Origin of the sequence: Pseudomonas graminis, assembly GCF_004364335.1 — a bacterium.
Lineage (GTDB): Bacteria > Pseudomonadota > Gammaproteobacteria > Pseudomonadales > Pseudomonadaceae > Aquipseudomonas > Aquipseudomonas graminis_D.
In genome coordinates, this window is the sequence record NZ_SOCR01000001.1 from 219,188 (window position 1) to 245,783 (window position 26,596).

Annotated in this window: 16 protein-coding genes and 1 pseudogene; 8 read left to right on the forward strand and 9 right to left on the reverse strand. The window is 62.5% G+C overall.

What is annotated here, in order from left to right; all coding sequences use genetic code 11:
- Positions 1 to 567 precede the first annotated feature (567 nt).
- The 3 genes and pseudogenes from EC919_RS00970 to EC919_RS00980 form a co-directional block, all read right to left on the reverse strand.
- Positions 568 to 1,968: pseudogene (locus tag EC919_RS00970) on the reverse strand (right-handed parallel beta-helix repeat-containing protein); the annotation flags it as partial.
- 323 nt (positions 1,969 to 2,291) lie between these two features.
- Positions 2,292 to 4,478 (reverse strand): M48 family metallopeptidase, encoded by a 2,187-nt coding sequence (locus EC919_RS00975; RefSeq protein ID WP_133770887.1) that lies wholly within the window; start codon positions 4,476 to 4,478, stop codon positions 2,292 to 2,294.
- A 142-nt stretch (positions 4,479 to 4,620) separates the two neighbouring features.
- The gene (locus EC919_RS00980) at positions 4,621 to 5,322 is read right to left on the reverse strand and encodes a DUF3053 domain-containing protein (RefSeq protein WP_133770347.1); all 702 of its coding nucleotides are present in this window, start codon (positions 5,320 to 5,322) and stop codon (positions 4,621 to 4,623) included.
- 349 nt (positions 5,323 to 5,671) lie between these two features.
- Between EC919_RS00980 and EC919_RS00985 the strand changes: the two genes are divergently transcribed.
- The gene (locus EC919_RS00985) at positions 5,672 to 7,369 is read left to right on the forward strand and encodes a molecular chaperone HscC (RefSeq protein WP_133770349.1); all 1,698 of its coding nucleotides are present in this window, start codon (positions 5,672 to 5,674) and stop codon (positions 7,367 to 7,369) included.
- A gap of 3 nt (positions 7,370 to 7,372) precedes the next feature.
- Positions 7,373 to 8,971: a J domain-containing protein gene (locus tag EC919_RS00990; protein ID WP_133770351.1), complete on the forward strand. Its 1,599-nt coding sequence runs from the start codon at positions 7,373 to 7,375 to the stop codon at positions 8,969 to 8,971.
- 86 nt (positions 8,972 to 9,057) lie between these two features.
- On the opposite strand, the gene EC919_RS00995 is transcribed toward EC919_RS00990, so the two are convergent.
- The gene (locus EC919_RS00995; protein WP_133770353.1) at positions 9,058 to 10,002 is read right to left on the reverse strand and encodes a DNA/RNA non-specific endonuclease; all 945 of its coding nucleotides are present in this window, start codon (positions 10,000 to 10,002) and stop codon (positions 9,058 to 9,060) included.
- Positions 10,003 to 10,348: 346 nt separating this feature from the next.
- On the opposite strand from EC919_RS00995, the gene EC919_RS01000 reads away from it, so the two are divergent.
- Positions 10,349 to 12,778 (forward strand): DUF3772 domain-containing protein, encoded by a 2,430-nt coding sequence (locus EC919_RS01000; RefSeq protein ID WP_133770355.1) that lies wholly within the window; start codon positions 10,349 to 10,351, stop codon positions 12,776 to 12,778.
- An 83-nt stretch (positions 12,779 to 12,861) separates the two neighbouring features.
- Here the strand turns inward: EC919_RS01000 and EC919_RS01005 are convergent, their stop codons facing one another.
- A complete protein-coding gene (locus EC919_RS01005) occupies positions 12,862 to 14,220 on the reverse strand; it encodes an MFS transporter (RefSeq protein ID WP_133770356.1) in 1,359 nt (452 codons plus the stop codon).
- 341 nt (positions 14,221 to 14,561) lie between these two features.
- Between EC919_RS01005 and EC919_RS27060 the strand changes: the two genes are divergently transcribed.
- Positions 14,562 to 14,708, forward strand: coding sequence for a hypothetical protein (locus tag EC919_RS27060; protein WP_166650460.1), 147 nt, complete (start codon positions 14,562 to 14,564; stop codon positions 14,706 to 14,708).
- A gap of 275 nt (positions 14,709 to 14,983) precedes the next feature.
- Here EC919_RS27060 and mnmH read toward each other — a convergent pair whose 3' ends face one another.
- The 4 genes from mnmH to treS form a co-directional block, all read right to left on the reverse strand.
- Positions 14,984 to 16,096, reverse strand: a complete 1,113-nt coding sequence (gene mnmH, locus EC919_RS01010) for a tRNA 2-selenouridine(34) synthase MnmH (RefSeq protein ID WP_133770358.1) — start codon at positions 16,094 to 16,096, stop codon at positions 14,984 to 14,986.
- Complete coding sequence (gene selD / locus EC919_RS01015) at positions 16,096 to 17,130, reverse strand: selenide, water dikinase SelD (RefSeq protein ID WP_133770360.1); 1,035 nt, start codon at positions 17,128 to 17,130, stop codon at positions 16,096 to 16,098. The genes mnmH and selD overlap by 1 nt, the downstream gene beginning before the upstream one ends.
- 216 nt (positions 17,131 to 17,346) lie before the next feature.
- Positions 17,347 to 18,495: an MFS transporter gene (locus EC919_RS01020; protein WP_243842168.1), complete on the reverse strand. Its 1,149-nt coding sequence runs from the start codon at positions 18,493 to 18,495 to the stop codon at positions 17,347 to 17,349.
- 362 nt (positions 18,496 to 18,857) lie between these two features.
- Positions 18,858 to 20,927, reverse strand: a complete 2,070-nt coding sequence (gene treS, locus EC919_RS01025) for a maltose alpha-D-glucosyltransferase (RefSeq protein ID WP_133770362.1) — start codon at positions 20,925 to 20,927, stop codon at positions 18,858 to 18,860.
- 214 nt (positions 20,928 to 21,141) lie between these two features.
- Here treS and EC919_RS01030 point away from each other — a divergent pair, with 214 nt between their 5' ends.
- The 4 genes from EC919_RS01030 (at position 21,142) to EC919_RS01045 (ending at position 26,529) form a co-directional block, all read left to right on the forward strand.
- Positions 21,142 to 22,587: a PLP-dependent aminotransferase family protein gene (locus tag EC919_RS01030; RefSeq protein ID WP_133770364.1), complete on the forward strand. Its 1,446-nt coding sequence runs from the start codon at positions 21,142 to 21,144 to the stop codon at positions 22,585 to 22,587.
- Positions 22,588 to 23,092: 505 nt separating this feature from the next.
- Entirely contained in the window at positions 23,093 to 24,199 is a 1,107-nt protein-coding gene (locus tag EC919_RS01035; protein WP_133770366.1) for a Gfo/Idh/MocA family protein, read from the forward strand.
- Between the two features lie 251 nt (positions 24,200 to 24,450).
- Positions 24,451 to 26,034, forward strand: coding sequence for an aldehyde dehydrogenase (NADP(+)) (locus EC919_RS01040; protein WP_133770368.1), 1,584 nt, complete (start codon positions 24,451 to 24,453; stop codon positions 26,032 to 26,034).
- A 150-nt stretch (positions 26,035 to 26,184) separates the two neighbouring features.
- On the forward strand, positions 26,185 to 26,529 hold the full coding sequence (locus tag EC919_RS01045; protein ID WP_133770370.1) for an FKBP-type peptidyl-prolyl cis-trans isomerase: 345 nt from the start codon (positions 26,185 to 26,187) through the stop codon (positions 26,527 to 26,529).
- The last annotated feature ends 67 nt before the right edge of the window (positions 26,530 to 26,596 follow it).

Genomic DNA, 26,596 nt, shown 5'->3' on the forward strand with positions numbered 1-26,596 from the left:
ATCGGGAAAACGCTTGCCTTGGGGAAACCCCTTCGCGCGGACCGCAGGCGCAGCAAACGCCCGGAGGCCGACTTTAGCGGGAAGGTCGCAAGGATGCAAAGGTGGGTGCGGAAATGGGTGCAGGAATTGAATGGCATCACGCCGTGGGTATTACCTCACGGCGCGTGCCTGTCTCGGATCATCACGGCGTGCTGCCGGAGAGGACCCGACGCTGCGTCAGACGAGCGCAACCTCCGGATGATCCTGAGCCACGCCGACCAGCTCCACTGACGCCGCATCCGCTGTCGTGGATGGGCTGGCCAACAACGCGGGTGTGTCGGCAAATACCACGGACTTCGATGGGAGCCCGGCTTTGAAATCACCGTCCAGCACCAGTTCGAACCGATGCCCTTGCACGTCGGCGTCCAGGTCTTTCAGGTAGACCCGGGTGTGCTCGGCGTTGGTGGCGAACTTCAAGGTGCCGTCATGGCCGTCGCCGAAACCGGTAAAACCGAGGCCCGACACATCGATTGTGTCGTGGGCGGCATCGAAGTCGCCGATGCGGTCGGCATGGCTGGCAGTCGCCGTCCGGTAGCTGTCGGACACTGAGGTAAACAGAAACAGATCCGAGCCCGCGCCGCCAAACAGCACGTCGGCATCGGCGCCGCCGATCAGGGTGTCGTTGCCGCTGCCGCCCAGCAGTCGGTCATGGCCGGCGCCGCCCCAGAGCAGGTCCGCCCCCGATCCGCCGTCGAGGGTGTCTGCCCCGTCCTTGCCATTGATCGAGTCGGCCTTGGCCGTGCCATTGAGGGAATCGCCGGCACTTGCGCCGTCGATGGCGTTCAGCACAGGGTTGGTCCCGACGTGGTCGCCCCCGCCTTGCAGCGATACGGCGCCCTGTTGCAGATGGGCGAAGGTGTTGCCGTATACCGAGGTGCTGCCGGTCTGACCGCTCTCCTCTGCAACCCCAAACGTGCTGTTGTCGCCGCCTGTGATGATGTTGTCGGCGAAGGTGTTGTGATCAGACGGATGAAGCTTCCCGGAGACGCCGCCGCGATCGTCGAAGGGCTGGAGCAGCACTTCAGCGATGCCGGCTTTCTGCGCGTTTTCGTGAATCAGATTGCCGCGAACCTCAACGTCCGTGCTGCCATAGACACGCACGCCGGAGGTGCCGTTGTGGTGAATGTCCACGCCGCTGATATCAACGCCATTGGACAGCTTCACCAACACGCCTTCAGCCGCATTGCCGTACACCTCGCCACCTTCGATGGTGATGTGGTACGGCGAGGGAATGTTTTCGCTGCCGCGCTGGACGACGATGCCGCCGCCACCGTTGTCGTGGGAGACGTTGTTCAGCAGCGCCAGGTCGTGGGTGGTCGTGACGACATTGAAACCGTGGCGGTCATTGTCGTAGGCCAGGTTATTGCGAAACGTGCTGTCGATCAGGTAGTCGGCAACGAAGCCGTCCAGCCCGTTGCCGTGGGACACGCTGTTTTCGATAAGCATGTTCGCGGTGCGCTCGTGGGGGTCGAAGCCGTAGCCCGAGCAATCACGGATCTCGACGCCGGAGAGCGTGACATTGCTGTCCTGACCCGGCTGCCCTGGCAGAAAGCCGTTGTACCAGCCATCGACCTTGCCGCTGGTGTTGTCTCGATTGCCGTCGAGGGTGAGGTTGCTCACGCCGAAATCGTGGGTCGCCTCTCCGCTGGCCGAGCGGATGATGCCGGTGACCGCCTGGTCGGTGCCGTCTGCCAGCTTGAGCACCGTGGTGCCCATGCCCTCGCCTTTGATGAACACATTGCTTTTGAGCATCAGCGCGCCGTCGGCTGGCTTGTCGCCCGGGGTCAGGCTCCAGGTGCCGGCAGGAATGTAAACGTCGCCGCCGCCGGCTTTGGCCGCCGCATCGATGGCGGCCTGAATGGCTGCGGTGTCAGATGTATGTCCATCGCCAACTGCACCGTAGTCTCGGACATTGAATTGCAGTGTCATAACGTGCTCCGTTTCAACTGAAGAGACGGGTGCAGTATGGGCATGCTGTGTGAAAGGCAGGTCATCTGACGGGATAGGTGACGGGCGGTGGGGAAATCCCGTGCTCGGTCTCTCCCCTTTTCAGCGCAGGCATGGGATCAAAGCCTTCGCGACCCAATCGGGTCGCCGAGTCGCGTGCGGTTCGTAGGACCGGCTTTAGCCGGGAAAGCGTCAGGTGTCATACCGCGAATTTGAGGGTGGTCAGACCGGCCCCTTCCCGGCTAAAGCCGGTCCTACTATTCACACGCCTGATGTGTCCAAATGTCGCTGCAAGCTGTTTTCATCTAACCAGCCTTCAATTCCCCATCCTGCTCAAACCGCTGCTGCAGCAAATGCCGCGCTGCACCCGCGTTGACGTAGCTCCCGATCAGTTCGGCCAGCTCGAGGAGCTTGAGCTTTTTGTCATCGCGGCAGAACTGGGAGAGGGGCAACATCAACCAGCGTTTCTTCTTGTTGAGCACGGCATCAGGCGAGAAAAACGAACGTGGGGTCAGCTCCGGCAGCGGTGCGTCGTGTTCAAGCAGAACAGTCAGCATGAGCACATTGCCGACGTGAAGGCTGAAATCGGCAATGTCGCGAATCGGCAGAGGCGCTTTGAGGTTGGCGAACACGAAGTGATCCGGCGTCAGCAGCAGCGCGGTTTTGTGGGCGCGTCTGAAGAAGCGCAATCCAAAGGGCAACGTGCACAGCGTGATGAGCAGAGCGACGCCGCCACCGACAGAGAACGGCAGCGGATCATGCCCTGCAACCCCCGAAAACAGCAGTGGGGCAAGCAGCAGAGCCAGCCCCGCCAGCGCCGACAGGCCACTGAACCCGAGCAGGATCTGACCCCGCAAGCGCGCCCCTTCGTGCAGTGCTACGTCGCCGGTTACGTTGCCGGCGTGGGTGCGCAACGCCTCCACGATGGCAGCGTCCTGCTGAACATGATGGGTCAGGTAGTCCTGGGTCAGGCGACTGCGCAACACCTCGGGCTGAGCGAAATAGCGGTCCATGGCAGCGCAGGCCACTGCGGGATCCAGCGGCCGCGTGCCCGTGCGCACGGCGTCGTCGATCGACACCTTGAGGGACGCCACGCGCTCGCCGTTCGAAGGATGCGTGTCTGACGGATGCGGCAGCTGCGTGGCCATTTCCTCGTCCGACAGGGTCAGTGGCTGCGCAGCCATCTCATGCAGAAGTGACGTGGGCAGATCCTGAACGGCGCTCTGCTCCGGCGTCAGATGGGCGGCTTGCGCGATGTGGGTCGCCAGGCGGTCCTGAAGCAGCGGATCGATGGCGGAAATGCGCACCAGCGCCGAAGCGGCCGCCAGATTGCCCGCCAGCTGCGCACCGGCGGCGTCGGCTTCCAGCTCGCGCACACGGCTCCAATGCATCACCGCGTGATCGAAGCTTTCCATGAACCAGGCACCGAGCATGAACGCCGGGTGCAGGGTCGCGCGCTGCAGCCATTCACTGTCGACCAGGGTCTGGCCGATCACCACCAGACTGCGCTCGATGCCGTGGTAAATCGGCACGAAGCGCATGCTGAACTCGGTATCCGCGCCAGCAAAATGCCCCAGCTCGTGGCCGATGACCGCGGTGGTCTCGGCTTCATCGAGGATGCCCAAGTACACCAGCGGCACATGCAGGGTGCGGCCCGCCAAGGTGGTATTGGCCGGCGCGAGGAGGATGTCGCCGGAGGTGACGTAAAAGCCGGCGGCCATGCCCAGCACGATGTGGTCGGGCGGCAGTGCGCCCAGTTTCCGGGCCAGATCGTTGACGTAAGCCCAGAGCACCGGCGCCTGTTCGGCGCTGACCGCCTCCCCCATCACGTCCATCGGCGTGGGCTGGAACATGTTGAGCATGACGCGCAATTGCGTGCCCATCTGCCAGATCGAGTACAGGCAACCGGCGACCAGGACCATGGCGAAGAACATGAACTTCATTTCGCCTGCCGACAGTCGCCCGACATGCCAGGCACCCAACGCTTCGAATGCAACGATGGCGGCAATGGCCGCCCCCATGACCACCACGTGACCGACCAGAACGAAGGGCAGCAGCCGGGTCACGCGGGTGAAGCTGTGCAGCAGTTGTTCCCGTGATTGCATGGCACGCCGGCCTGCCCAGGTGAGGGCAAGCAAGCCGAGCCCGCCCACCAGGGCAGCCAGTAAACCGAGGATGATGGTGCCTCTTGCCAGCCAGACCATGACGTTGGTCAGCGGCAGCAAGGTGTCCAGCTCGTCCTGCATCTCAGTGACGCGGGACAACGCCATCTTCACTTCCATTTTCTCGCCGTCGCCGACGTCGACCATCACCGGTCGTGAACCGCTCTTGTCGGCGATGGCTTGGAGTTCTGGAAGAAATCCGGCGAGGTCGGCTTGATAGGCGACATACTCGGCGCGGTCGTCGGTGCTGCGTTGCAGCTGCCAGACACCGACCAGATTCAGCGCCAGCGGGAATAAGACCAGTACCGCGATCAGTTTCAGCTTTTTCACGTTCATGTGGCGGCTCTCTTCACTGCGCCGCCGAGTGCCATCCCTGGCGCGCGCATACGTCCTTGACCAAAGGCCAGACGACCTTTGCGTGCTTTACGACATCGAGGGCTGAGGAATCCTCGGGGCTTTATCAGGTCGGCATTCAGCGACCCAACATGACGGCCTGCATGCGTATCTGTGCTTCCTGGACCGCCTTGGCTTTAGCATTCAGGTCCTGCAGCAGCGTGTTCAATTCAGCCTGCACTTTGGGGTCCGTCACTTGGATCACCGAACCATTGATCTGGATCTGCGCCTTGTGAGCGTCAACGTAGTCGGCCACTTTAAGGCCCGATTCGAAGGTGCCGTTAACCTGCGGCATCACGGTCAGAAAGGTGTTGGCCGGCACCGTGACGGTGCGGTCATAGGCGCTGTCGTACACCGTTTTCAGATCGTCCGGCTGTTTGAGCTGGGCATGGGCTGCGTCGGCTTTCGCCAACTCCTGCTTAAGCTGCGCAATCAAGTCATTCACGCCGGTTTGCACCGTCTTCAGATCATCGCGGCGCTCAATCACATCACCCAATGAATGGAACGCGCCTTTCTGCACGAAGCCGTTGAGGGGTTTGATGCTGGCGTCCATCCCGCTGTTGAAGTCGGTGATCACGGCGTAGTGCTGGGTGTAATCGCCGAAAGACTTCGATTCTTCAGGTGTCAGCTTGGGCACGTGCACGCCCGGCTTGTCGATGATGCGGGTTTGCAGGAACTGCTTGAACGCGGCGCGCTGGTCAGGCTCGCTGCTGCCGCAAGCGGTCAGTAGTAGCGGCAGTGCGAGGGCGAGTAGCCAGTGGCGGCTGAATGAGACGGTCATTGTCGGAGAATCTCCAGGAAGTAAACAAACCGGTGGCAGATGCATTCTGCTGCGGGGCGGTACGGCGTTCGGGCTCAGTCGGCAGCTTGCCTATGCCGATGAACCGACTGTAAGCGTGATGCTAGATAGCTTACGCAAAAATAAATTCCTTTTGGATCCTGTTTTTTTGTATTTTTGCGAAATGTTACGCAGTCGGCGCAGTGGGTCCGAATGAGCACTTGAACCCCTCGCGATGACCGTTCTCAAATTCCCGCACACCGCCACCTGACTCAAGGAAGACAAAGATCATGAACCTCATACCGCTCATCAACGCCCACGGTTCCTCATGCCTGTACCCAGGCACTCACCCATGATTGTCGGGATTGACCTCGGCACGACCAACAGCCTGGTCGCGGTCTGGAAAGACGATGCCAGCATGCTGGTGCCGAACGCGCTGGGCCAATTACTCACGCCGTCCGTGGTCGGGCTGGACGATGAGGGCCGGATTCTGGTCGGGCAAGCCGCCCGCGAACGCCTGCACACCCACCCTTCTCTGACCACCGCGTTGTTCAAACGCCACATGGGCAGCGCCCACACAACCACCTTGGGCAATCACACCTTTCGTCCCGAGGAGCTTTCGGCGCTGGTGCTCAGAAGTCTCAAGGAAGACGTCGAGCGTGCCTATGGCGAAACCGTCGTCGAGGCAGTCATCAGCGTCCCGGCCTACTTCAGCGATGCCCAGCGCAAAGCCACGCGTATCGCAGGGGAACTGGCCGGCCTCAAGGTCGACAAGCTGATCAACGAGCCCACTGCCGCCGCACTGGCGTTCGGCTTGCCGCAGCACGGCAAGGAATGTTCGTTTCTGGTGTTCGACCTGGGTGGCGGGACGTTTGACGTGTCGATTCTCGAGCTGTTCGAGGGCGTGATGGAGGTCCGCGCCAGCGCGGGGGACAACTTCCTCGGTGGCGAAGATTTTGACCGGCTGCTGGCCGAGGCTTTCGTTCGTACCCAGGCCGACCAGCCAGGCTTCCCCGCCCCCGAATCCATCGTTCACGCGCTGCATCGCGAGGCCCAACGCCTGCGCATCGCCCTGGGTCAGGTCCGTAGCGACGCGTTCGTGCTGCGCGTGGATGGCCGGCAGTGGCAGCAGACCTTCACCCAGGAGGACATGGCCGCGCTGTATGCACCGTTGCTCGAGCGGCTGCGCAATCCGGTCGAACGCGCCATGCGCGATGCCAGGCTGCAGGTCGGCGATCTCGACGAAATCCTGATGGTGGGCGGCACCACGCGTATGCCGCTGGTGCGCAAACTGGCAGCCGGCATGTTCGGGCGCTTTCCTTCTATTCAGCTCAACCCGGACGAAGCCGTGGCCCACGGCGCAGCGATACAGGCGGCGTTGAAATCCCGGGATGCAGCCCTGGAAGAAGTAGTCTTGACCGACGTCTGCTCCTACACCCTGGGTATCGCGACCTCACACCAGGTCGGTCAGCATTTTGAGGGCGGGCACTATCTGCCGATCATCGAGCGCAACACCACCGTACCGGTCAGCCGGGTGGAAACGGTCTGTCCCGTCGACGACACACAAACCAGCGTGATGGTGAAGATTTTCCAGGGCGAAAGTCGCCTCGTGCGCGACAACATACCCTTGGGGGAACTGGAAATACCGCTACCGCCGCGCAGCGGTGGCAATCTCAACCTCGATGTACGGTTTACCTACGACAACAACGGCATTCTCGAGTGTCAGGTCACCATTCCCAGCACCGGCGAGCAGTCTGCACTGGTCATCGAAAACAACCCCGGCGTGCTCAGCCCCAAAGAAATTGCCCAGCGCCTGCAAGCACTCGCTGCGCTCAAGGTTCATCCGCGTGATCAGCAGATCAACACGCTGTTGACGGCGCGCCTGGAGCATCTCTATCAGGAGAGCCTGGGCGCGCGCCGCGAGCTGATCGATAACTGGGCAAGCCAGTTTCAGCGCGCCCTCGACAGTCAGGACGATCGGATCATCCGGCAGACGCGCACCGAGCTGGACGAGCGGCTTGGCCAGCTGGAACGCGGCGGTTGGCACTGACCCATGGACACGACTCTCGATTGCTGGAAGATTCTCGATCTCCCCGCCCGCTCCGATGAGCGCAGCGTCAAGCGGCAGTACGCCAAACTGCTGAAGGTCACCCGCCCGGACGAAGACCCCGTCGCGTTTCAGCAACTGCGTGAAGCCTACGAGCGCGCATTGCATCTGGCCCGCGAGGGCGACGATGGCGTCGGGGGTGACGCTTCGTTTGTACAGGCCTCAGCAGCGCCTCTGGTGCAAAGGCCTGCGCCGGTCACTCGGCCAGTGGTGCGTTCCGCTCAGGAGCAGGCCGCTGAGCTGCTCGATACGTTTGACGACGCTGCCGTGGATCAATGCTGGAATGAGGCGATCGCGCGTGGCATTGAAGCAACCGTCGAAGCCCTGCTGTTCGTGCGTTGCGTGCAGGCGCCGGACGCGCACTCGAACCTGTTGCACTGGGGCCTTGAAACCCGCCAGTGGCTGACACCCTGGCAGCAGGTTCGCCCGCGGGATGCCGATCAGCAGCGGCTTGGCCATTTGCTCTCCATGGGGTTGTACCGCCGGCTTGAGCAGTACATGGCGGCCGGCGAAGAAACACGCTTCATCGGGTGCCTTGAGCACCACAGTCGACAAGGGTGGCTGGGCGATTTGGCGCGTCGCCAGACGCTTCACGTGCAGGTGCTCGATCTTTTTCTCGAACACAAGAACTGGTCCCCCGCTTTGTTTCAAAGGGTCCTGCAGATGTTCGGCTGGGACACTGAGGCAGCGGCTGTTCCTATCGTCGATGAGCAATGGCACACCCTGCTTGCGCGCAACGAAGAGAAGAAATGGCTCGACGAACTGCGGGCGCTGGTGCGCGAGGGCGAGCAGCATCCCAACCCGCGCGGCAATGCAGCTGCGCTGTTCCTGACGGGTTCATCTGCAGAACGCCTTCAGGCACGCGTCGCGACATTCACCGAGGCTGACTGGCAGGCTTGCGAACAACTATCCGAGGCGTTCACCCTGCGGTTTCCCGACTGGCCAAGGAGGTTCCCGGACCACAATCCGTGGTTCTGGAAAGCACTGGTGGGCCCGGAAAGTCCGCCGCACGTCACGCAGCGGGCGGGCATTGTTCTGACCATTGCCCTCGCACTGAAATGCATACTCCCCGTCCCCGCCGCTCTACTGCTCCTTGCGGTCTTATCGCCGCTCATCTTGATGGCAGGGATAGTGCTCACTTACGTCGGCAAGAAGCTGTATGAGCCCTGGGTCAGATTCACGGAGTCCTTCTACGATGAGGATCAACGCTTCAGCGCATGGTGCGCACGCCAGACCCTGACGCGAAATCGGCGTTATCTGGTGATCCGCAACGGCGTACCGGTGCTGGCCCTGGCCTTTTTGCTCTGGAAATGGCTGGGACTTCTGGGGGTGGCCACCTACGTCATCACTGGCCTGATCGGCAGACTGCAACCCAAAAGTGCAGTGCCAGTGGATCGCCAATATCGCTGGCGCAAGCCGCTGCAGGCGATCTACCGGATCGCCGGACTCAGCCGTCTGCAGTGGCTGTTCTGCATCGTCATGGTGGGTGTGATTGTATATGTGCAGCTGGACATGCCCGACACTGTGCTGACGCGAGGCACCTGAGACCAAGCCGCTTCGTGGAGAAGTTGCACAGGAAGGCCTGGCCGTAAAAAATGGAGGCCCCCTGGCAGCGGCATCGCAGGATGGCGCTAGAGCCGAATATCCTCCGGCCGTTGAATCAGCGCTTCGATGCGGGTACCGGTGATCTGTTCTTCATTGGAAAACCCGTCATACCGCGCCAGCTCGCCAAAGCTGATGCCAGTGAGCTCTTCAATCTGAGCGACACTGCGTCGATACGTCCTGAGGGCGCCAAAGACCAGCTCCAGCTTGCCCAGCTCGCGGGTCTGGTCGATGACGTACGCGCTGGCCGAAGGTTTGCCGTCATCGCCGAGAAACGCGACGACCTTCCAGAAGGCTCGGGGAATTTGTACGCCCCGGTACAGCGGGTCATCACTGCGCAGGACCGGCCCGGTGAAGACCGTGGCGCGCTCTTTCCAGCGGCGGGTGTTGTCGAGGATGAAGTCTTCGAGCTCCAGCCAGGTTTTCTGGTTGAAGGCAGACATCTGCGGTGAGCAGTTGGTGAAGTGGAAGGTGTCCTGATTGGCGGTCTGCGCCTCGGCTCCCCAGTTCGGGTCCTGCCGGCGAACCAGATGGCCGCGATCCAGCAGGTTGTCGCGGTACAGATCATCGCCAATCTGCGCGTCGACCGGCAGGCGGCCGTCGTAGGCCCAGGCGTCCTGACTCCGCACAATCTCGACGCTGCTGCCCCCCTCGATGTTCACCCCGACGTACAGCGCGATGCGCCGACTCCGCGACATGCTGATCGAGAAATGCGTGTAGTCCAGACGGTTCTCCGGGTTGCCCAGGGGAAACACGTCGTCAGGCGTTGATGTCGTCGGCCATGGCACGACGAACTCCCCGAGGAAATCGCCGCTGTAGCCTGATCGGCCTTCCAGTTGCGACGCCGGCGTGACCCGTCCTTGTGGGGTTGATCGCAGCGCGGTGGCATGGGATGACGGATCGGCGATGATGGGCTGAAGATCGGCGAGACGGGGGCGGTGGGCGAGATCCACCGGAGCGTTGTGTGTTGGCATCCTGCTACCTCTTGATTGATGGAGGCCCGTCGGGCGCCCCTTTTGATACAACGAACACGATCATGTGCCGCAAAATGTGAATATCACATGACCTGACGGGGGTATCGGCTAACGGTGGTTCACAGCACGAATTGATGTTGACCGAGAGGGCCCCTTCCCGGCTGAAGCCGGTCCTACTCATCGCGGATATCCAGTGAGCCGCTAAATCGCTTGAGAGTCGTCCCGACCCAATACTTGCTATCATCCGCCCCCGCGCGCACGAATGGTCGAGAGCCCCCGCCTCCCGTTCGATCCCTGCGCCAGACGATCAGATCGCACAACCGGTTAACGCCCCAAAGGAACCCGAATGCAACACGCTACGTTGAACCGTTTCCACGCTGGGCTGCTCGCGCTGTTGCTGTGCGTCACCGTGCCAGCTTTCGCACAAGCTGCGGCGGCGCAGGTCGCGCCCCAACCCGCGACACAGGCCGCCAGCCAGAGTGATGCAACGCCGGAAGTCGAGGCGCCAAGCCTGGATGACCTGAGCGAGCAGCTTGACCAGATCCGGCAAAAAGTCACCGTGAGCGCCAACGATGACCTGCTCTCGAGCCTGCGCCAGGCCGCATTGCAGGTGCAGAAGCAGGCCGATGATCTGATCGCCAAACAGGCGGTCGACATCGAGCACCTGAACGATCAGCTGAATATCCTTGGCCCGGTGCAACCGGACGAAGCGCCCACCCTGACCAGCCAGCGCAAGGCATTGACCGCCCAGAAAAACGCGCTGGTCAGCGACGAACGCCAGACCAATACCTTGAGTCAGTCGGCTCGGGATCTCGCTACGCAGATCTTTAGCCTGCGCCGGAGCCTGTTTGATTCACAGATCAGCACTCGCACCGCAAGCCCCCTCAGTTCGGCGTTCTGGTCGACCCTGATACGCCCGACCGATGACGACCTCAGGCGCATGAACGGTCTGCTGGACGACGTCCGCAGCGTGTTCACCAGCGCCCTCGCACCCGGCAACCGCATGTTGTTTGCCAGCGTCGTCATCGGCGCGCTGCTGATCTGGGTGGTCGTGCGCCGGCTTCTGGAAAGCTTGCTGATCCGCCTGATGGTCCGTCGGCTGCCCGAGGGCCGTCTGCGCCGCAGCGCCCTGGCACTCGCCGTCGGGCTGTCGACCGTGCTGACCATCACCGCCGCCACGTCATTGCTGCGTTGGGGCATCGTCGATAATGCAGTGCTCAGCAACGACGTGGTCAATCTGCTCGACCAACTGCAAACGCTGATCACCTTCTGCGCCTTCATTGTGGGCCTGGGTCGCGCGCTGTTGATGCTGCCGCACCCCTCGTGGCGCCTGCCCGGCATACCGGACGAAATCGCTGCTGCCATGGGCCGCTTTCCGCCTGTGCTGGCCCTGGCGCTGATGATCATCGGCACCCAGGAGCGCATCAACAGTGTCATTGCCAGCAGCCTGGCCCTGACCGTAGCGGTCAACGGCCTGACGGCGCTGGCCGTTTCGCTGGTGTTCTTCTTCGGCCTGGTGCGCTACCGGCGCACCCGCCGCCGCTGTGCAATCGAGCGTCCGGGCGGCCTTGCCGGGCTGATTCCTTTCGTCGTGGCGGTGTGGGTCGGCCTGAGTTTGCTCGCCTTGCTGAGCGGCTACCTCACCCTGGCCTACTTCCTGGCAGTCAAGCTGCTCTGGATGAGCGTGGTGGCCTCGACCGCCTACCTGCTGGTGGCGTTCTTCGGCGACGTCTGCGAAACACTCCTCTCGCCCAAGCAACCAGGGGGCATGGCACTGGGGTCGGCACTCGGCCTGTCCCCGCGCCACCAGGCCCAGGCGAGCACCATTCTGGCGGGCGTTGGCCGCAGTTTGCTGTTGCTGGCCGCCGTGCTGCTGGCCTTCCTCCCCTCCGGTTCAAGCCCGGGCGAGTTGCTCGAAAGCTTCACCCGAATGGAAGTCACCGACAAATCCCTGGGCGCCTTGAACATCGTTCCAAGCGACATACTCTTGGCACTGGGCTGCCTGGTCGCCGGCCTGTTTGGCGTGCGCGTGCTCAAGGAATGGTTCGGCGAACGCCTGCTGCCGGAAACCAACATGGACGCCGGCATGCAGGCGTCCCTGGTGACCCTGATCGGCTACATCGGGTTTGTGCTGGTGATTGCAGTGGTGATGTCCACCCTGCACATCAGCCTGACGAACCTGACCTGGGTCGTGAGCGCGCTGTCGGTCGGGATCGGGTTTGGTCTGCAGGCCATCGTGCAGAACTTCATCTCCGGTCTGATCCTGTTGACCGAGCGGCCGGTCAAGGTGGGAGATTGGGTGAGCCTGGCGGGGGTCGAGGGCGATATTCGTCGGATCAACGTGCGTGCCACCGAAATCCAGATGTCCGACCGTTCCACGGTGATCGTGCCGAACTCACAGTTCATTACCCAGAACGTACGCAACGTGACCATGGGCAATGCGCTGGGCGTGGTCGGGATTTCCCTGACGCTGCCGCTGGAAACGGATGTCTTGCAGATCCGCGAACTGCTGTTGCAGGCCTTCACCGAGCACGAAGCCATACTCGATACGCCAGCGCCGTCGGTCACCTTCAAAGACCTGACCAACACAGGCCTGATCATCAGCGCCAGCGGTTTCGTCAACAGCCCGCGTTCGGTGGGCGGTGCGCGTAGCGACCTGTTGTTTACCGTGCTCGGGCGCCTGCGCGAAATGGGCATCGCGCTGTCTGCACCGCAGAGCATGGTGTTGATCAATGAGGGGCTGAGCAAAGAGCAGCCGCCGGCCGTGGCTGATTGATCACTTAATCAAGCGTGCCCGGGTGAATGGCTGCGCGGCGCGACCGTCGACTTAATGACTGACGCGCCGCGCGACCATCGGAATCAGCTCACCTCTTTGTTCGGGTCTTCGGCATGGGCCCAGCGATAATCCAGACGCGGCGCGAACACTTTGATCCGGCGCTTGATCTTGATCAGGATCGGGTCATGCACCGGCTCCGGATCTTTCAGGAAGGCCGTCAGCACAGCGCTCAGTGCGTACAGGCCGCAGAATGCCCAGACCACGCCTTCAATACCGTAGCTTTCATTGAAGATTGCCACCACGGCTGGGCCCACCCATGTCGACGCGCCAGCACCCAGGCTGAGCACCGACAGCGCGGCGGCTTTGTTGTTGGGCGCTAATGCGGGTGCGAGCGCCGACAGCGGCACAAAACACGCCAGCGTCAGGCCGTAGAACGCACCGAAGATTGAAGCGATCAGGAAGTCGTGGGGAAACGCTTGCGGCATAAAGAAGAACAACGGAGTGCTGATCGTGCTGCCCACCGCGCCAAACCACAGGATCGTGTTGCGATAGCCGATCTTGGTGCTGATCACGCTGGAGCTCAGATTGCCGATGATGTTGAACACGAAGACGATGGTCAGCAGGCGTAACCACTCTTCCAGGGTGAAGCCGACGGTGTGCATGAAGAACCCGGGCATGACCACCAGAAAGCCGAACATCGACGAGGTGTTGATCACCCGGACGAGAGCGGCCAGCGAGACTTTCGGACGCGTCCACATGATGGTGATGTTCTTGGCCATCGACACCATCGGCCGCTCGCCTTCGGGGGCGAGCCGACGCATGCCGTGGGCTTCACGCATGCCGACCAAACCAATCACGCCGCCTATGACCACCAGAGCAAAGGACAACCAGAAGGTTTGCAGTGCGCCAATCAGCGGGATCGCGGCGCTCGCCACCAGAGAGCCCAGCATCGGCAGGCCCGCAGCGTAAGCGACCCAGAACCAGCCCACGGCCATGCCCATTTTGCGGGAAGGCGTGGAAGCGGCGATCCAGACCAGAAAGCCATAAGCGAACAGCGGATAACCGAAACCGCGCAAGCCGTAGGTCAGCAGAATCATCGAGTAGCTCAATTCCTGCAGACCGTAGATCAGGAAGAGCACTTCAAACACGCTCCAGATGATCAATCCCAGGAACATCACCCGTTTCGGGCCCCAGATATTGGAGAGCGCGCCGGCAAGCCACGATGAAATCCCGACCGTGACGCCGTAGAGGGTGAAGATCATGGCGATTTGGTCGGCGGGCATGCCGCGATCGCTGAGGAAGGGCGAGAGGTATCCGAGTTCTACGCCATCGCCGATCATGAAGATCAACAGGCCGACAAACCCCCAGAACATGGGATAGGGAATTCCGACTTTTTCGCAGAATCGTGAGAGTGGAGTGTTCGGAGTGGATTGATCGCTCAATTTTCCGGTCCTTTTTTTGATGCACGGCGTTTGGTCGCGCCGAATGAATGGCCTCGATGAGGTTGAAAGGCAGTTGATGTTGCACAGATTTACGCTTCGGGCAGCGAGCAAAACTGGCTTGATGGGTAGCGCGCGGGGGTCGGACGTGATGGCAGCTATCGTCGACCCATTAATCTATGTTTTTTCTAGATTTTCGAGCCCGTAGCCAGACTTTTATGACAGATGGAACGATTAATCTCAACCGCACGACTTCAGTCCGGGTGCGACAACGTGCCCGGTTGTATCGCCTGAGGCGTAGAAGGACCGGGCGGTCAGCTGTTGCGACTTGTGTCTGAAAATAGATGCAATTAATTTCTGCAAGATGGCTCTATTCCGCACTTCTCGGCGATTTTCACCGGAAGCACGCCGGTTTTGATACCGGCGCTGCCGATGCAGGCGCTGCCGGAACGCTGGGCCATGAAGCGCATTTACGTCTCGACGGTTGTTAAGCGAGTGCGCTCATGATCGTGCTCCGCTCTGCGTGGGCATGCATCCCGGACGCTCTGCGTCCATTCCCGGCTAAAGCCGGTCCCACAATGAACACCGCAGACAGCCACTATTTGTTGGAGCCGGCTTGCTGACGAATGCATTCTGTCAGTTGATATCTTCATACCTGACCCGTCGCGTTCGCCAGCAAGCCGGCTCCTACAGTGAGTATGCGTGCAGCCAGCGGGCCCGGCGGTGCCCCCCAAGGACCGGTTGCCGAAGGCGAAACGCGAGGCCGTTAGGCCGAGGCTCTTGATCTGCTGCGCTGTTTTAAATACTCGACAACCGCCTTCTGATCCCCGGCAAACTCGATCCGGGGGTTCTTGCTGTCCCGCTGAAACGCGTACATCGGATCGTAATACTCGCTCAACATCCCGCTGATCCAGCCCCGGTGCAAATCCACCGCCCCACTGCGCGCCTGCTCGGCCAGGGCGCTGTCCATGATCGCCGCCAGCCGCTGATGACGCTCACCGCCCAAGCGCCGAACGATGCTCGACAGGCTTTGTTTCAGCCGCTCGGCGTACGCCGCAAAACCCGTTTCGACGCCCTGCACGGCAACGAATTCGGCGCACAGATCGGTCACATAATCCTTCAGAATCCGCTCGACGCGACTCTCAAAACTGTCCTCCAGCCATACCAACGGCGCGTCCTGCATGGTCCGGTACAACTCGAGCGGCACCGCCCGACTGCCCACAATGCGCCCTTCATCCTCGATCACGAATTGATTCAGGTGCGGGGCGCGCTTCTTCAGAATATCGACGGCCAGCAGGTTCTCGAAATCGATCTGCCCCGGCTGCGGCGTCGCGTGTTTGCCGAAGCTCGAGCCGCGATGGTTGGCATGGCCTTCAAGATCCAGCCCGTTGTCGAGCTGCTGCAGCACTTCGGTCTTGCCGCTGCCGGTCAGCCCGCCGATCAACACGAAATCGCACTCGGCGACGGCCTGCTCGGTCACCTCGATCAAAAAGCTGCGCATCGCCTTGTAGCCACCGATAACCCGGGGATACTCAATGCCCGCTTCACTCTTGAGCCATTGCTGGGTGATCTGCGAACGCAGTCCGCCGCGGAAGCAGTACAGAAAGCCCTGTGGATGGTTGCGGGCAAAGCTCGCCCACGCGTCGATTCGCGCCTGTTTCAAGTCGCCCGACACCAGGCTGTGGCCCAGTTCGATGGCGGCCTGCTGGCCGTCCTGCTTGTAGCTGGTGCCGACCTTTTGCCGCTCGACGTCGTTCATCAGCGGCAGGTTGATCACGCCGGGGAACGCGCCCTTGGTGAATTCCACCGGCGCGCGCACGTCCATCATCGGCACGTCGTTGAGGAAAATCTCGCGCAGGTCGACGCTGTTGTCACGCATCAGAACACCTCGACCGCGAGTGGCTGTCGCTCGACCAGTTCGCCGATCGGCGCAAGGCTCAGGCCGAGTTCGTCGGCCATTGCCAGGAACGCGGCTTCCTCAGCCGGCTCCACGGCAATCAGCAGGCCACCGCTGGTTTGCGGATCGCACAGCAGGAGCTTTTGCGCCTCGGTCAACGCGCCAATGCGCTCCCCATAGCTGTCGTAATTGCGGTGGGTGCCACCGGGGATGCAGTCCTGCTCGATGTAGAAATCGACGCTGCCCAGACGCGGCACGGCGGCAGCGTCCAACCGTGCGGTGACTTGACTGCCGTCGGCCATTTCAACCAGATGCCCGAGCAAGCCGAAGCCGGTCACGTCGGTCATTGCAGTAACGCCGGCCAGTCGGGAGAACCGGCTGCCGGGCTTGTTCAGCGTGCACATCACGTCACAGGCCAGACCGATGTCTTCGTCGCGCAGCAGGCCTTTCTTTTCGGCCGTGGTGAGGATGCCGATGCCCAGAGGCTTGGTCAGGAACAGCTTGCAGCCCACGGTGGCGGTGTCGTTGCGCTTCATGAAGCACTTCTCCACCAGCCCGGTGACCGCCAGACCGAAAATCGGCTCCGGTGCGTCGATGGAGTGACCGCCAGCAAGAGGGATGCCGGCCGCGTCGCACACCGCACGCCCGCCTCGGATCACTTCGCGGGCGATTTCCGGGGCCAGGACGTTGACCGGCCAGCCGAGAATGGCGATGGCCATCAACGGGTCGCCGCCCATGGCGTAGATGTCGCTGATGGCGTTGGTCGCGGCGATGCGGCCGAAGTCGAAGGGGTCGTCGACGATGGGCATGAAGAAGTCGGTGGTGGACACGACACCCTTTTCGTCGTCGATGGCATAGACCGCCGCGTCATCGCGGGAGGCATTGCCGACCCACAGGCGCGGGTCGAGGTTCTGCGCGCCACTGCCGGCGAGGATGGTTTCCAGCACCTTGGGCGAGATCTTGCAGCCGCAACCGGCGCCGTGGCTGTATTGGGTAAGACGAATCGGGTCGGTCATGGGAAGCCCCTTGAGTTTCAAGGCGCCGAAGTCTACCAGAGGCGCCAGTGGGTTGAAGGGTTGCTGGATGGCTGGCTGGATCGGCGGACTCTCAGACGGTCTTGTAGGAGCCGGCTTGCTGGCGAACACGGTAGGCCAGAAAAAGAGATGTCGCCTGACACGCCGCCTTCGCCAGCAAGCCGGCTCCTACAGATCGAAGGTTCGCATGAGTGCGTTTTAACCCTTCGCCATGCGCCGTGCCGTCAGCACTTGCGCGAGCATCAGCGCGCCGACGCAGAGCAGCGCTTCCCGCAGGCCAATGAGGTGGGCAGCAAAGCCGATCAGCGCGGGGCCCAGCAAAATGCCGCAGTAACCGATCCCGGTAATCACCGCAATCGCCAGCCCCGCCGGCATTTTGGTCTGCGCACCCACCACCGAGCAGTACACCGGAAAGGTGTTGGACAGGCCCAGACCGATCAGCGCGAAGCCCAGCAGGAACAGCGGCCACGGCTCCAGCAGGATCGCCATGGCAAACCCGACCATCACCAGCAAGCCGCCGCCGATCAGCAGGTTCACCGCGCCAAAGCGGTTCCTTAACCAGTCCCCGGAAAAACGCCCCGCGGCCATCGCCAGGGAGAACACGGCGTACGCGCCGCCGGCCACCGACAAATCGATCTGGTGCATGCGGTTCAGGAACAGCGCGCTCCAGTCGAGCATCGCGCCTTCCACCAGCAGCGCGATGAAGCAAAGAATGCCGACGATCACCACTTTGGTGGTCGGCCGGGCGAACGGCGCTGAAGGGTCGTCCGCGCCATGGGGCACCAGGTAGCGCGCGTGCCAGAGCAGCATCCCGGCAATCAGCGCCACCACCACGGCCACGGCCAGTAACGGCGAAGCGCCCAGCCACAGCAGCAAGGTCATCAACAGCGCACTGCCGATACCGCCGAGGCTGAACAGCCCGTGGAACCCCGACATCATCGGCCGCCCGTGGTCGCGCTCGACCATCAGGCCCTGCACGTTCATTGCCACGTCGATGCTGCCCAGTCCCGCGCCGAACACCGCCAGGGCCACTGCCAGCGCCGGCAGGGACGACAAGGTGGCAAGCAACGGCAGCATGCAGCAGATCAACGCGCCGCCAATCAGCGAGACAAAGCGGCAGCCCTTGCGGGTGGTCAGCATTCCCGCCAGGGGCATCGTCAGCATCGAACCCAGACCGAAGCACAACAACAGCAAGCCAAGCTGGGCTTCTTCAAGCCCGGCGCGGTCGCGAGCGAAAGGCACCAGCGGCGCCCACGCGCCTAGGGACATGCCGGACAGCAGGAACGTCAGGCGATAACTCCAGAGATGGACGAAAACGGGGGCACGAACGGATTGAGCGATGGACACAAGCGACGACCTGAACGGGTCTGCGCGACGGCAGACATTGAATGAAAAAGCGCGATCCCTCGCGGAGACGCTCCTCCCGTGGGACGGGCTTTAGCCGGGAACAGGCCAGCATGCGCACCGTTATTATGCGGTGTGACACCTGACGCCTTCCCGGCTGAAGCCGGTCCCACCGATGAAGGACAAGATGCATCTACTGTAGGAGCCGGCTTGCTGGCGAAAGCTGTGTGTCAGTCACCCTTTCACGTGTCTGACAGATCGGGTTCGCCAGCAAGCCGGCTCCTACAGCATTTCCCTACAACCTGGGATCTGCGATGTGACACCTGACGCTTTCCCGGCTGAAGCCGGTCCTACGAGAGCCCCGATTACATCATCGGTGCCGCCATGCTGACCACGCGCAGCGCCAGGCCTTCATAGGCGTCCAGCGTGATGGTGAATTCACCCTCTTCGGTCAGATCGCCTTCGACCCGCTCGTTGATGATGTCCACCACCGGACCCGGTGCGATGCCCGGCAGATGCAGGGTCTCGACGATGGCCTCCGCGCTGAAGTTCAGCGCGGTGATCTGGGTGCCCTTACCGGCCGGCAATTCATGAACCATGATCAGCAGCCCCGGGTGTTCGACGTCCGGAATCAGGATCTGCCGACTGGCAGCGATGTCGTAGGCTCGGCGTACGGCCAGCAGTTTCTTCAGCTGCGAAGCGAAAGAATCCGGCCGCTTCAACTGCTCGACGAGGCTGCCGTAAAGCGCCCGCGCCCGGGGCATGCCGCCTGCCGAGATTTCGCAGTCCGGGTCCATGTCGACCAGATCGTAGCCACCGCGATGGATCCAGCGAGTATCGCCGTCGCCCATCAGATGCTCCACCTGCTCGGCCGGCAGCGGCAAGGCGCCGACCAGGTCCCAGCCCGACAGCGCAAAGACGCCCGGTTGCATGGCGTTGAACATCACCAACAGCAAATGGATGTGCTGAATTTTGTCGATGTCAGCCGCCGTCATGCTGTCCAGCTCGCGAATGCCCAGCGCCGCGGTAATGATGCTTGCCGTGGTGCAAGACACGCCATTGGTGACGAACTTCAAGTTGTACGGCGCGTGCTCACCCGCCAGACGCTCGTACATCTCCTCGCGAATGTGCTCGCGCAGGATGTTGCCCGGGAAGGTCTGGCCCTGATACAGGTACTGATCGTGGGCGTGCAGCGTCCAGAAGTGCACCAGCTCCAGGGTCAGTTCGTCGTGGTTCTGCAGCGCGTGGATCAGCGACGCAGGGTCGATGCCGAACTCGTGCACCTGACGCAGCATCAGCCGCAGAAACTCGGTGCGGCCGGTTAGCAGCGCATGCTGGTACGCAGGGCGGGTGATGAAGTCATAGGACAGATCGGCGCCGCCGTGGGACATCGACGCGATGTCATCAATGGTCAGGTTCAGCTCCTGGAAGCTGAAACCGCCGGCCTTGCGAATCGCGCCAGCCAGCAACTGGTTGCCTGTGATCGACAGCGGATGGCTCTCGGACCACGCCGTGCCGTCGGCCTTGCGCTCGACGCCGAGAAAGCCGTTGGCGTCCAGACGCAAGACCCGCGCGCCCATCACGTCGATCGCGTGGAGGGCATCGCCGATGATCATCTGCTGCGCGGCGAAACTCGGGTCCAGCCAGTTCAGCGATGGCTGGCCTTCCTTGAAGTAATGCAGATAGACCCAGCGGCGATCTTTGCCGTCGACGCCGGTGACAATCGGCGTGGCACTCCAGTCGGTCTCTTTGACGCCAGGCTCGAAGAAGATCACCCGCTGCAACTGGCCGACGATGTAATGCTTGTCGCGCAGCGCATCGACGGCAGCAGGCTGCAGGTTGACGGCGTCGCGGCCCGCCGGGACCTCCGGCAGCAGCGACCAGTCTTCCTCCTTGATCTCCACCATGTGGTAGAGGCCCGGGTACTCTTCGTAGGCCATCTCCGCCAGGCGGAAGTCCGCGCCCTTGCCGGTGTGGGACGGAATCACGTCATCGACGACGATCGCGTTGTGCGCGGCGGCAATGCGGCTGAGGTTGAGAAACTGCGCATCGGTGCCCAGGTCCGAGTCAACTTCGAAGCTGATGCGGTCGAAGTTGCCGTCGATGCTCGGGGTGCGCTCGCGGCCTTTCAAACCGCCGGACGCTTTCAACGGGCCGTTGTGAATGCCCTGGATGCCGATTTCGGACAGCGCATGCCAGAGCTGCTCATCGCCCAGCGCTTCAAGCACCGAGCCGCCATCGCGGGTAATGATCGACGCCGGGTAGGCGGTGAACCAGACCGAACCGATGGCCGAAGCATCCCTCGGACGGGCCTGGGCGTAAGGTCGCTGCCAGAGACGGCCCTGGCCGCCATACAGTTTTGCGCGTTGCTTTGCGGCGTTGAGCATCGATTGCTCAACCAGCCATTCTACGTACTGCTTGTCCGGGGTGGTCATGTGTTCGGGGTTCCATCTTCATGTGGATGGGAGCGGCGGCCAACGGCGCTGCGAGCGCTGTCCAGACCGTCCTGCCTGTGCGAGTCCAGGTTTATGCCTAACTCTAAGAGCACCCTGGCGCGTAAACGTTGCATCGGTTGCTATGCCATGGCCGCAGCGCTGGCTAAAATCCATCGGCGTGCGTCCGCACCGTCGGCGCGGTTCAGGGGTTTGCGTGGAATTACACATTGTTATCGAGGGCCGCAAGGACCTCGCCCATCAAGTCTACGAACAGCTGCGCGACAGTATCGTGTCCGGCCGGCTGGCGGCGGGTGTGCAATTACCGCCCAGTCGCCTGCTGGCGGCGCAACTGGGGTTGTCGCGCAAAACCATTTCCGACACCTACAGCCGGCTGACCTACGAAAACTACCTTGTAGGCAAGGTCGGCAGCGGCACCTTCGTCAACACTCTGACCGCTCACAACCCGCCTCGGTCGGCGCCTTCGGAACTGACCAGCGCCCACATCGTGGCGAAATGGGAACGTATCTCCCTGCCGTTGCGCCACCCTACCCGCGCGGGGACCTTGCGCTACGACTTTCTCGGCGGCGCGACGGCGAAAACCCAGTTCCCCCATGACGAGTGGCGGCGCTGCGTGCACCACGCGGTGCGGCAGATGTCCACCGAACGCGGCTTCTACAGCCAGCCCGAAGGCCTGCCCGCCCTGCGCGCCGCCATTGCCGGGCACATCGCCTTTGCGCGCGGTGTCCGCTGTGGGGCCAATGACGTGGTGGTGTGCAATGGCGCGCAACAGGCCCTGGACCTGATCGCCCGCGTACTGATCGAACCCGGCAGCCGCGTCGCCGTGGAAGACCCGGGCTACACGCCGGCGCGGTTGCTGTTTACTGCACAAGGTGCCCAGGTGAACAGCGTGCCGGTCGACGGTGAAGGGATCATCGTTGATGAGATTCCGGACAACGTCTGCGCCATCTATGTCACCCCTTCTCACCAGATGCCCCTCGGCATGCCCATGAGCCTGGCCCGTCGCCAAGCTTTGCTGGAGAAAGCACGCCGGATTGGCGCGATCATCATCGAAGACGACTACGACAGCGAATTCCGCTACGAAGGGCGCCCGACCGACTCGTTGCAGAGCATGGACGAGCACGGCGTGGTCGCCTACGTCGGCACCTTCTCCAAAACCCTGCTGCCGGAATTGCGCCTGGGTTACGCCGTGCTGCCGGCGGCGATCCTCGAAGCGGTGATCAAAGCCAAGCAACTGACCGACTGGCACACCTCGACGCTCCCGCAATGGGCACTGAGCAAATTCATCAGCGAAGGCCTGCTCAACAAACACATCCGCCGCTGCCACAGCACCTACGCCGGACGCCGCGAACGCATCCTGTCGCGCATCGCCGGCGACCTGTCACCCTGGCTGGAAACCATCCCGTGCACGGCGGGCTTCCACATGGCAGTGATGCTCAAGACCTCCCTCGACCCGACGATCGACCTGCACCTGCTGGTCGACCGCGCGCGGGAAAAAGCGCTCGGCCTCTACCCGCTCCACGGCTTTTACAACGACGCGCCACCCCGCGACGGGCTGATGCTGGGCTTCGGTGCGATTGACCTGCTCGACATCGACCCGGCGCTGGATCGGTTGCGGGATCTGCTAAGGGAGTTTGGCTGATCGGGGAAATCGAAGGCGCTCACACCGGCCCCTTCCCGGCTGAAGCCGGTCCCACTAATAGCAGACCGCGTACACCCTGTGGGACCGGCTTCAGCCGGGAAGCTTTTGATCTTGATCTTCATACGCAAGACGTCCAGACGACGACAATCGCGACTTGGGTGCAGGCCGAACGCAGGTCTCGCGGAGTGGGCCGAGCCGCATGGATGCGGCGAGAGCGCCGTCAGGACATGGATGTCCGTTCGGCGCGGGCCCACGGAGCGAGACCGGAGTGAGGGAACCCCGAGGAACGAGGGGCCCAACCGAGAGCAGGCACTTTTGCTTACTTTTGGTGCTTTTCAAAAGTAAGTCGCCGAAGGCGAAACAGTCTGCCCCCAGGCAGACGCTCTTGATCTTCCAAGGCACCCCGCAGATCCACCTGACACAATCCAATGGAACTTCTAACACCAGAACCTGCCGACTACACAGCTGCCGGACACACCGTCCGCTGAGAAATGGAGGCTTATACATGCCAGACGCAAACGGCAAAATCCGCTACGCAGTGGTCGCTGGAGGCTGGATCTCCCAAGGCGCTTTCATGCCCGGACTCGAACAGACCGACAACTCCGTGATGACCGCCCTCGTCACCGGCGACCCGATCAAGGCCGACAAACTGGCGGAACTGTACGACCTCAAAAGCTACCACTACAACGAATTCGACACCCTGCTCAGCTCCGGCGAAATCGACGCCATCTACCTGGCAACCCCCAACTTCCGCCACCGCGAATTCGCCGTTCCCGCGCTGGAAGCCGGCATCCACGTGCTGCTGGAAAAGCCCATGGCCGCCAACGAAGAAGACTGCCTGGCCATCGCCGAAGCCGCAAAACGCTCCGGCGCCAAACTGATGGTCGCCTACCGCCTGCACTTCGAGCCCGGCACGGTCGAAATGGTCCACCGCGTGCGCGCCGGCGACCTAGGTGACCTGCGCCTGTTCACCGCGACCTTCGCCCAGACCACCGACCCGGCCAACCACCGCATGCAGAGTGGCTTCGACGCAGGTCCCGTCGCAGATATGGGCCCATACCCGATCAACGCCGTGCGCAACCTGTTTGCCGCCGAGCCGATTGAAGTCCACGCCGTCGGCATCAAGACGCCTGGCCGCGAGATCAACACCTTCGACACGGTGAACGTGACGTTGCGCTTTGCTGAAGAGCGCCTGGCGACCTTCACCGTGAGCTACAGCCTGCCGTCCACCGAGCGCTTCCAACTGATCGGCACCAAGGGCGAGTTTGAAGCCTCGCCCTGCTTCGGTTTCGGCGAAGGCGTGGCGATTGGTTACCGGGCGATCATCGACGGCCAGACCACCGAGCACACCCATCCGGTGGTCGACCAGTTCGGCGGCGAGACCCAGTACTTCTCCGACTGCATCCTGCAGGACCGCGAACCCGAGCCGGACGGCGACGAAGGCTGGCGCGATGTGCGGGTGGTCGAGGCCATTGAACGGGCGCTGACCACCGGGCAGCCGCAGAAACTCGAGCCTCTGCCGGAGCGCCCGGGCATTGGCATCGAACAGGCCCGTCGTCTGCCGCTGGCCAAAGTGCCGGAGTACATCAACACCGACGAGCCGAATGCGTGACCGTGAAGGTTAATCACGCGTGGCTGGACGCCGCACGTTGATCACCACTCAAAGCCCGGCTATTTTGGTGGCCGGGCTTTGCTCGGCAGCACATCACTGCGCGCCTTGCGGCTGAAAAAATGCAGTTGTATGATGACTGTCGACCTTGCGATGGGCGCTGAGCTCGTCGCCGCTACGCTTCATACGATTTCGAATTCCCCCATCAGGCGCCACGCCTGATCGATTCGCCCCAAAAATAACAGGAGAAGCAGATGCCTACCGTTCTCGGTCAGAACTTCATCGGCGGCGCCCGCAGCGGCCTCGGCGAAGCACGCCATAAAAGCCTCGACGCCACCACTGGCGAAGCACTGCCTTACACCTTCCATCAGGCCACCGACGCGGAAATCGACGCCGCTGCCTCGGCCGCCAAAGACGCCTTCCTTGAATTCCGCCAGTTGAGCCCGGCCCGCCGTGCCGAGTTTCTTGATGCCATCGCTGACGAACTCGACGCCCTGGGCGATGACTTCGTAGCCCTCGTTTGCCAGGAAACCGCGCTGCCGGCCGGTCGTATCCAGGGCGAGCGTGGCCGCACCTCCGGCCAGATGCGCCTGTTCGCCAAAGTCCTGCGTCGCGGTGACTTCCTGGGCGCGCGCATCGATCAAGCGCTGCCGGATCGCAAGCCGCTGCCACGTGTCGACCTGCGCCAGCAGCGCATCGGCGTTGGCCCGGTGGCCGTGTTCGGCGCCAGCAACTTCCCGCTGGCTTTCTCCACCGCCGGCGGCGACACCGCTTCGGCACTCGCCGCCGGTTGCCCGGTGGTGGTGAAAGCCCACAGCGGCCACATGGCGACCGCCGATCTGGTGGGCAACGCCATCGTTCGCGCCGCCGAGAAGACCGGCATGCCCAAAGGCGTGTTCAACATGATCTTCGGCAGCGGCGTCGGCGAAGGCCTGGTCAAGCACCCGGCCATTCAGGCCGTGGGTTTCACCGGTTCGCTGCACGGCGGCAACGCCCTGTGCAAACTGGCGTCCGAGCGTCCACAGCCGATCCCGGTGTTCGCCGAAATGTCGAGCATCAACCCGGTGGTCCTGCTGCCAGGTGCACTGACCGCACGCGGCACTGCGATCGCGGGCGAACTCGCCGCGTCCGTGGTCATGGGTGCAGGCCAGTTCTGCACCAACCCGGGCGTGGTGATCGGCATTCGCTCCCCTGCCCTGACCGCGTTCACCGAGCAACTGACCGAGCACATGGGCGGTCAGCCACCTCAGACCATGCTCAACGAAGGCGGCCTGCGCAGCTACAGCAAAGGCGTCGAGAAGCTGCTGGCACACAAGAGCGTCACGCACCTGGCCGGCAAGCCGCAGGAAGGCAAGCAGGCCCAGGCTCAGCTGTTCAAGGCTGACGTCAGCATGTTGCTCAACGGCGACGAGTTGCTGCAGGAAGAAGTGTTCGGCCCAACCACGCTGCTGATCGAAGTGGCCGACGACGCTGAACTGAAAGCCGCACTGCTGGCCCTGCGCGGACAGTTGACCGCCACGCTGATCGGCGAAACTGCCGACCTGCAGAAGTACCAGTGGCTGGTACCGGTACTGGAAGAGAAAGTCGGTCGCATCCTGGTCAACGGTTACCCGACCGGTGTCGAGGTGTCTGACGCCATGGTTCACGGCGGTCCATACCCGGCGACCTCCGATGCGCGCGGTACCTCGGTGGGCACCCTGGCAATCGATCGTTTCCTGCGCCCGGTCTGCTACCAGAACTACCCGGACAGCCTGCTGCCGGCCGCTCTGCAAAACGCCAACCCGCTGGGCCTCAAGCGCCTGGTGAACGGCGAGTGGAGCACTGACGTCATCGCGTGATGGTGACTGGCCCGTTCACTCAGGCCAATGAAAACGGCGCGACCCTGGAAGGGGCCGCGCCGTTTTTTTGCCCTGTGGTTGGCAGGGAGCGTTGCCAGCGGGCGACTCGCTGACTAGCATCTGCCGCCATCTCGCTGTGGAAACCTGAACATGACTGAAGAATTGAGCATCCTCGATCTGCTGGAAGGCACCGGCAAGGCCGTCGTCAAAGGCGCGCTGATCACCACCCAATACACCGGCACCCTTGAAGACGGCACCGTATTTGATTCCTCCTGGGAGCGTGGCAAGCCGTTTCAGTGCGTGATCGGCACCGGTCGGGTGATCAAGGGCTGGGACATCGGCCTGATGGGCATGAAGGTCGGCGGCAAACGCAAGCTGTGGGTGCCTGCGGCGCTGGCGTACGGCGAGCGGTTGATGGGGGCGCACATCAAACCGCATTCGGATCTGGTCTTTGAAATTGAACTGCTGGAAGTGCTGACCCGGGATGACGGATAGTCAAGGCTGACGCAGGCCCTGCAGGAGCGCGCTTGCCCGCGAACCGGGAGTGTCAGACGTAGCGGAT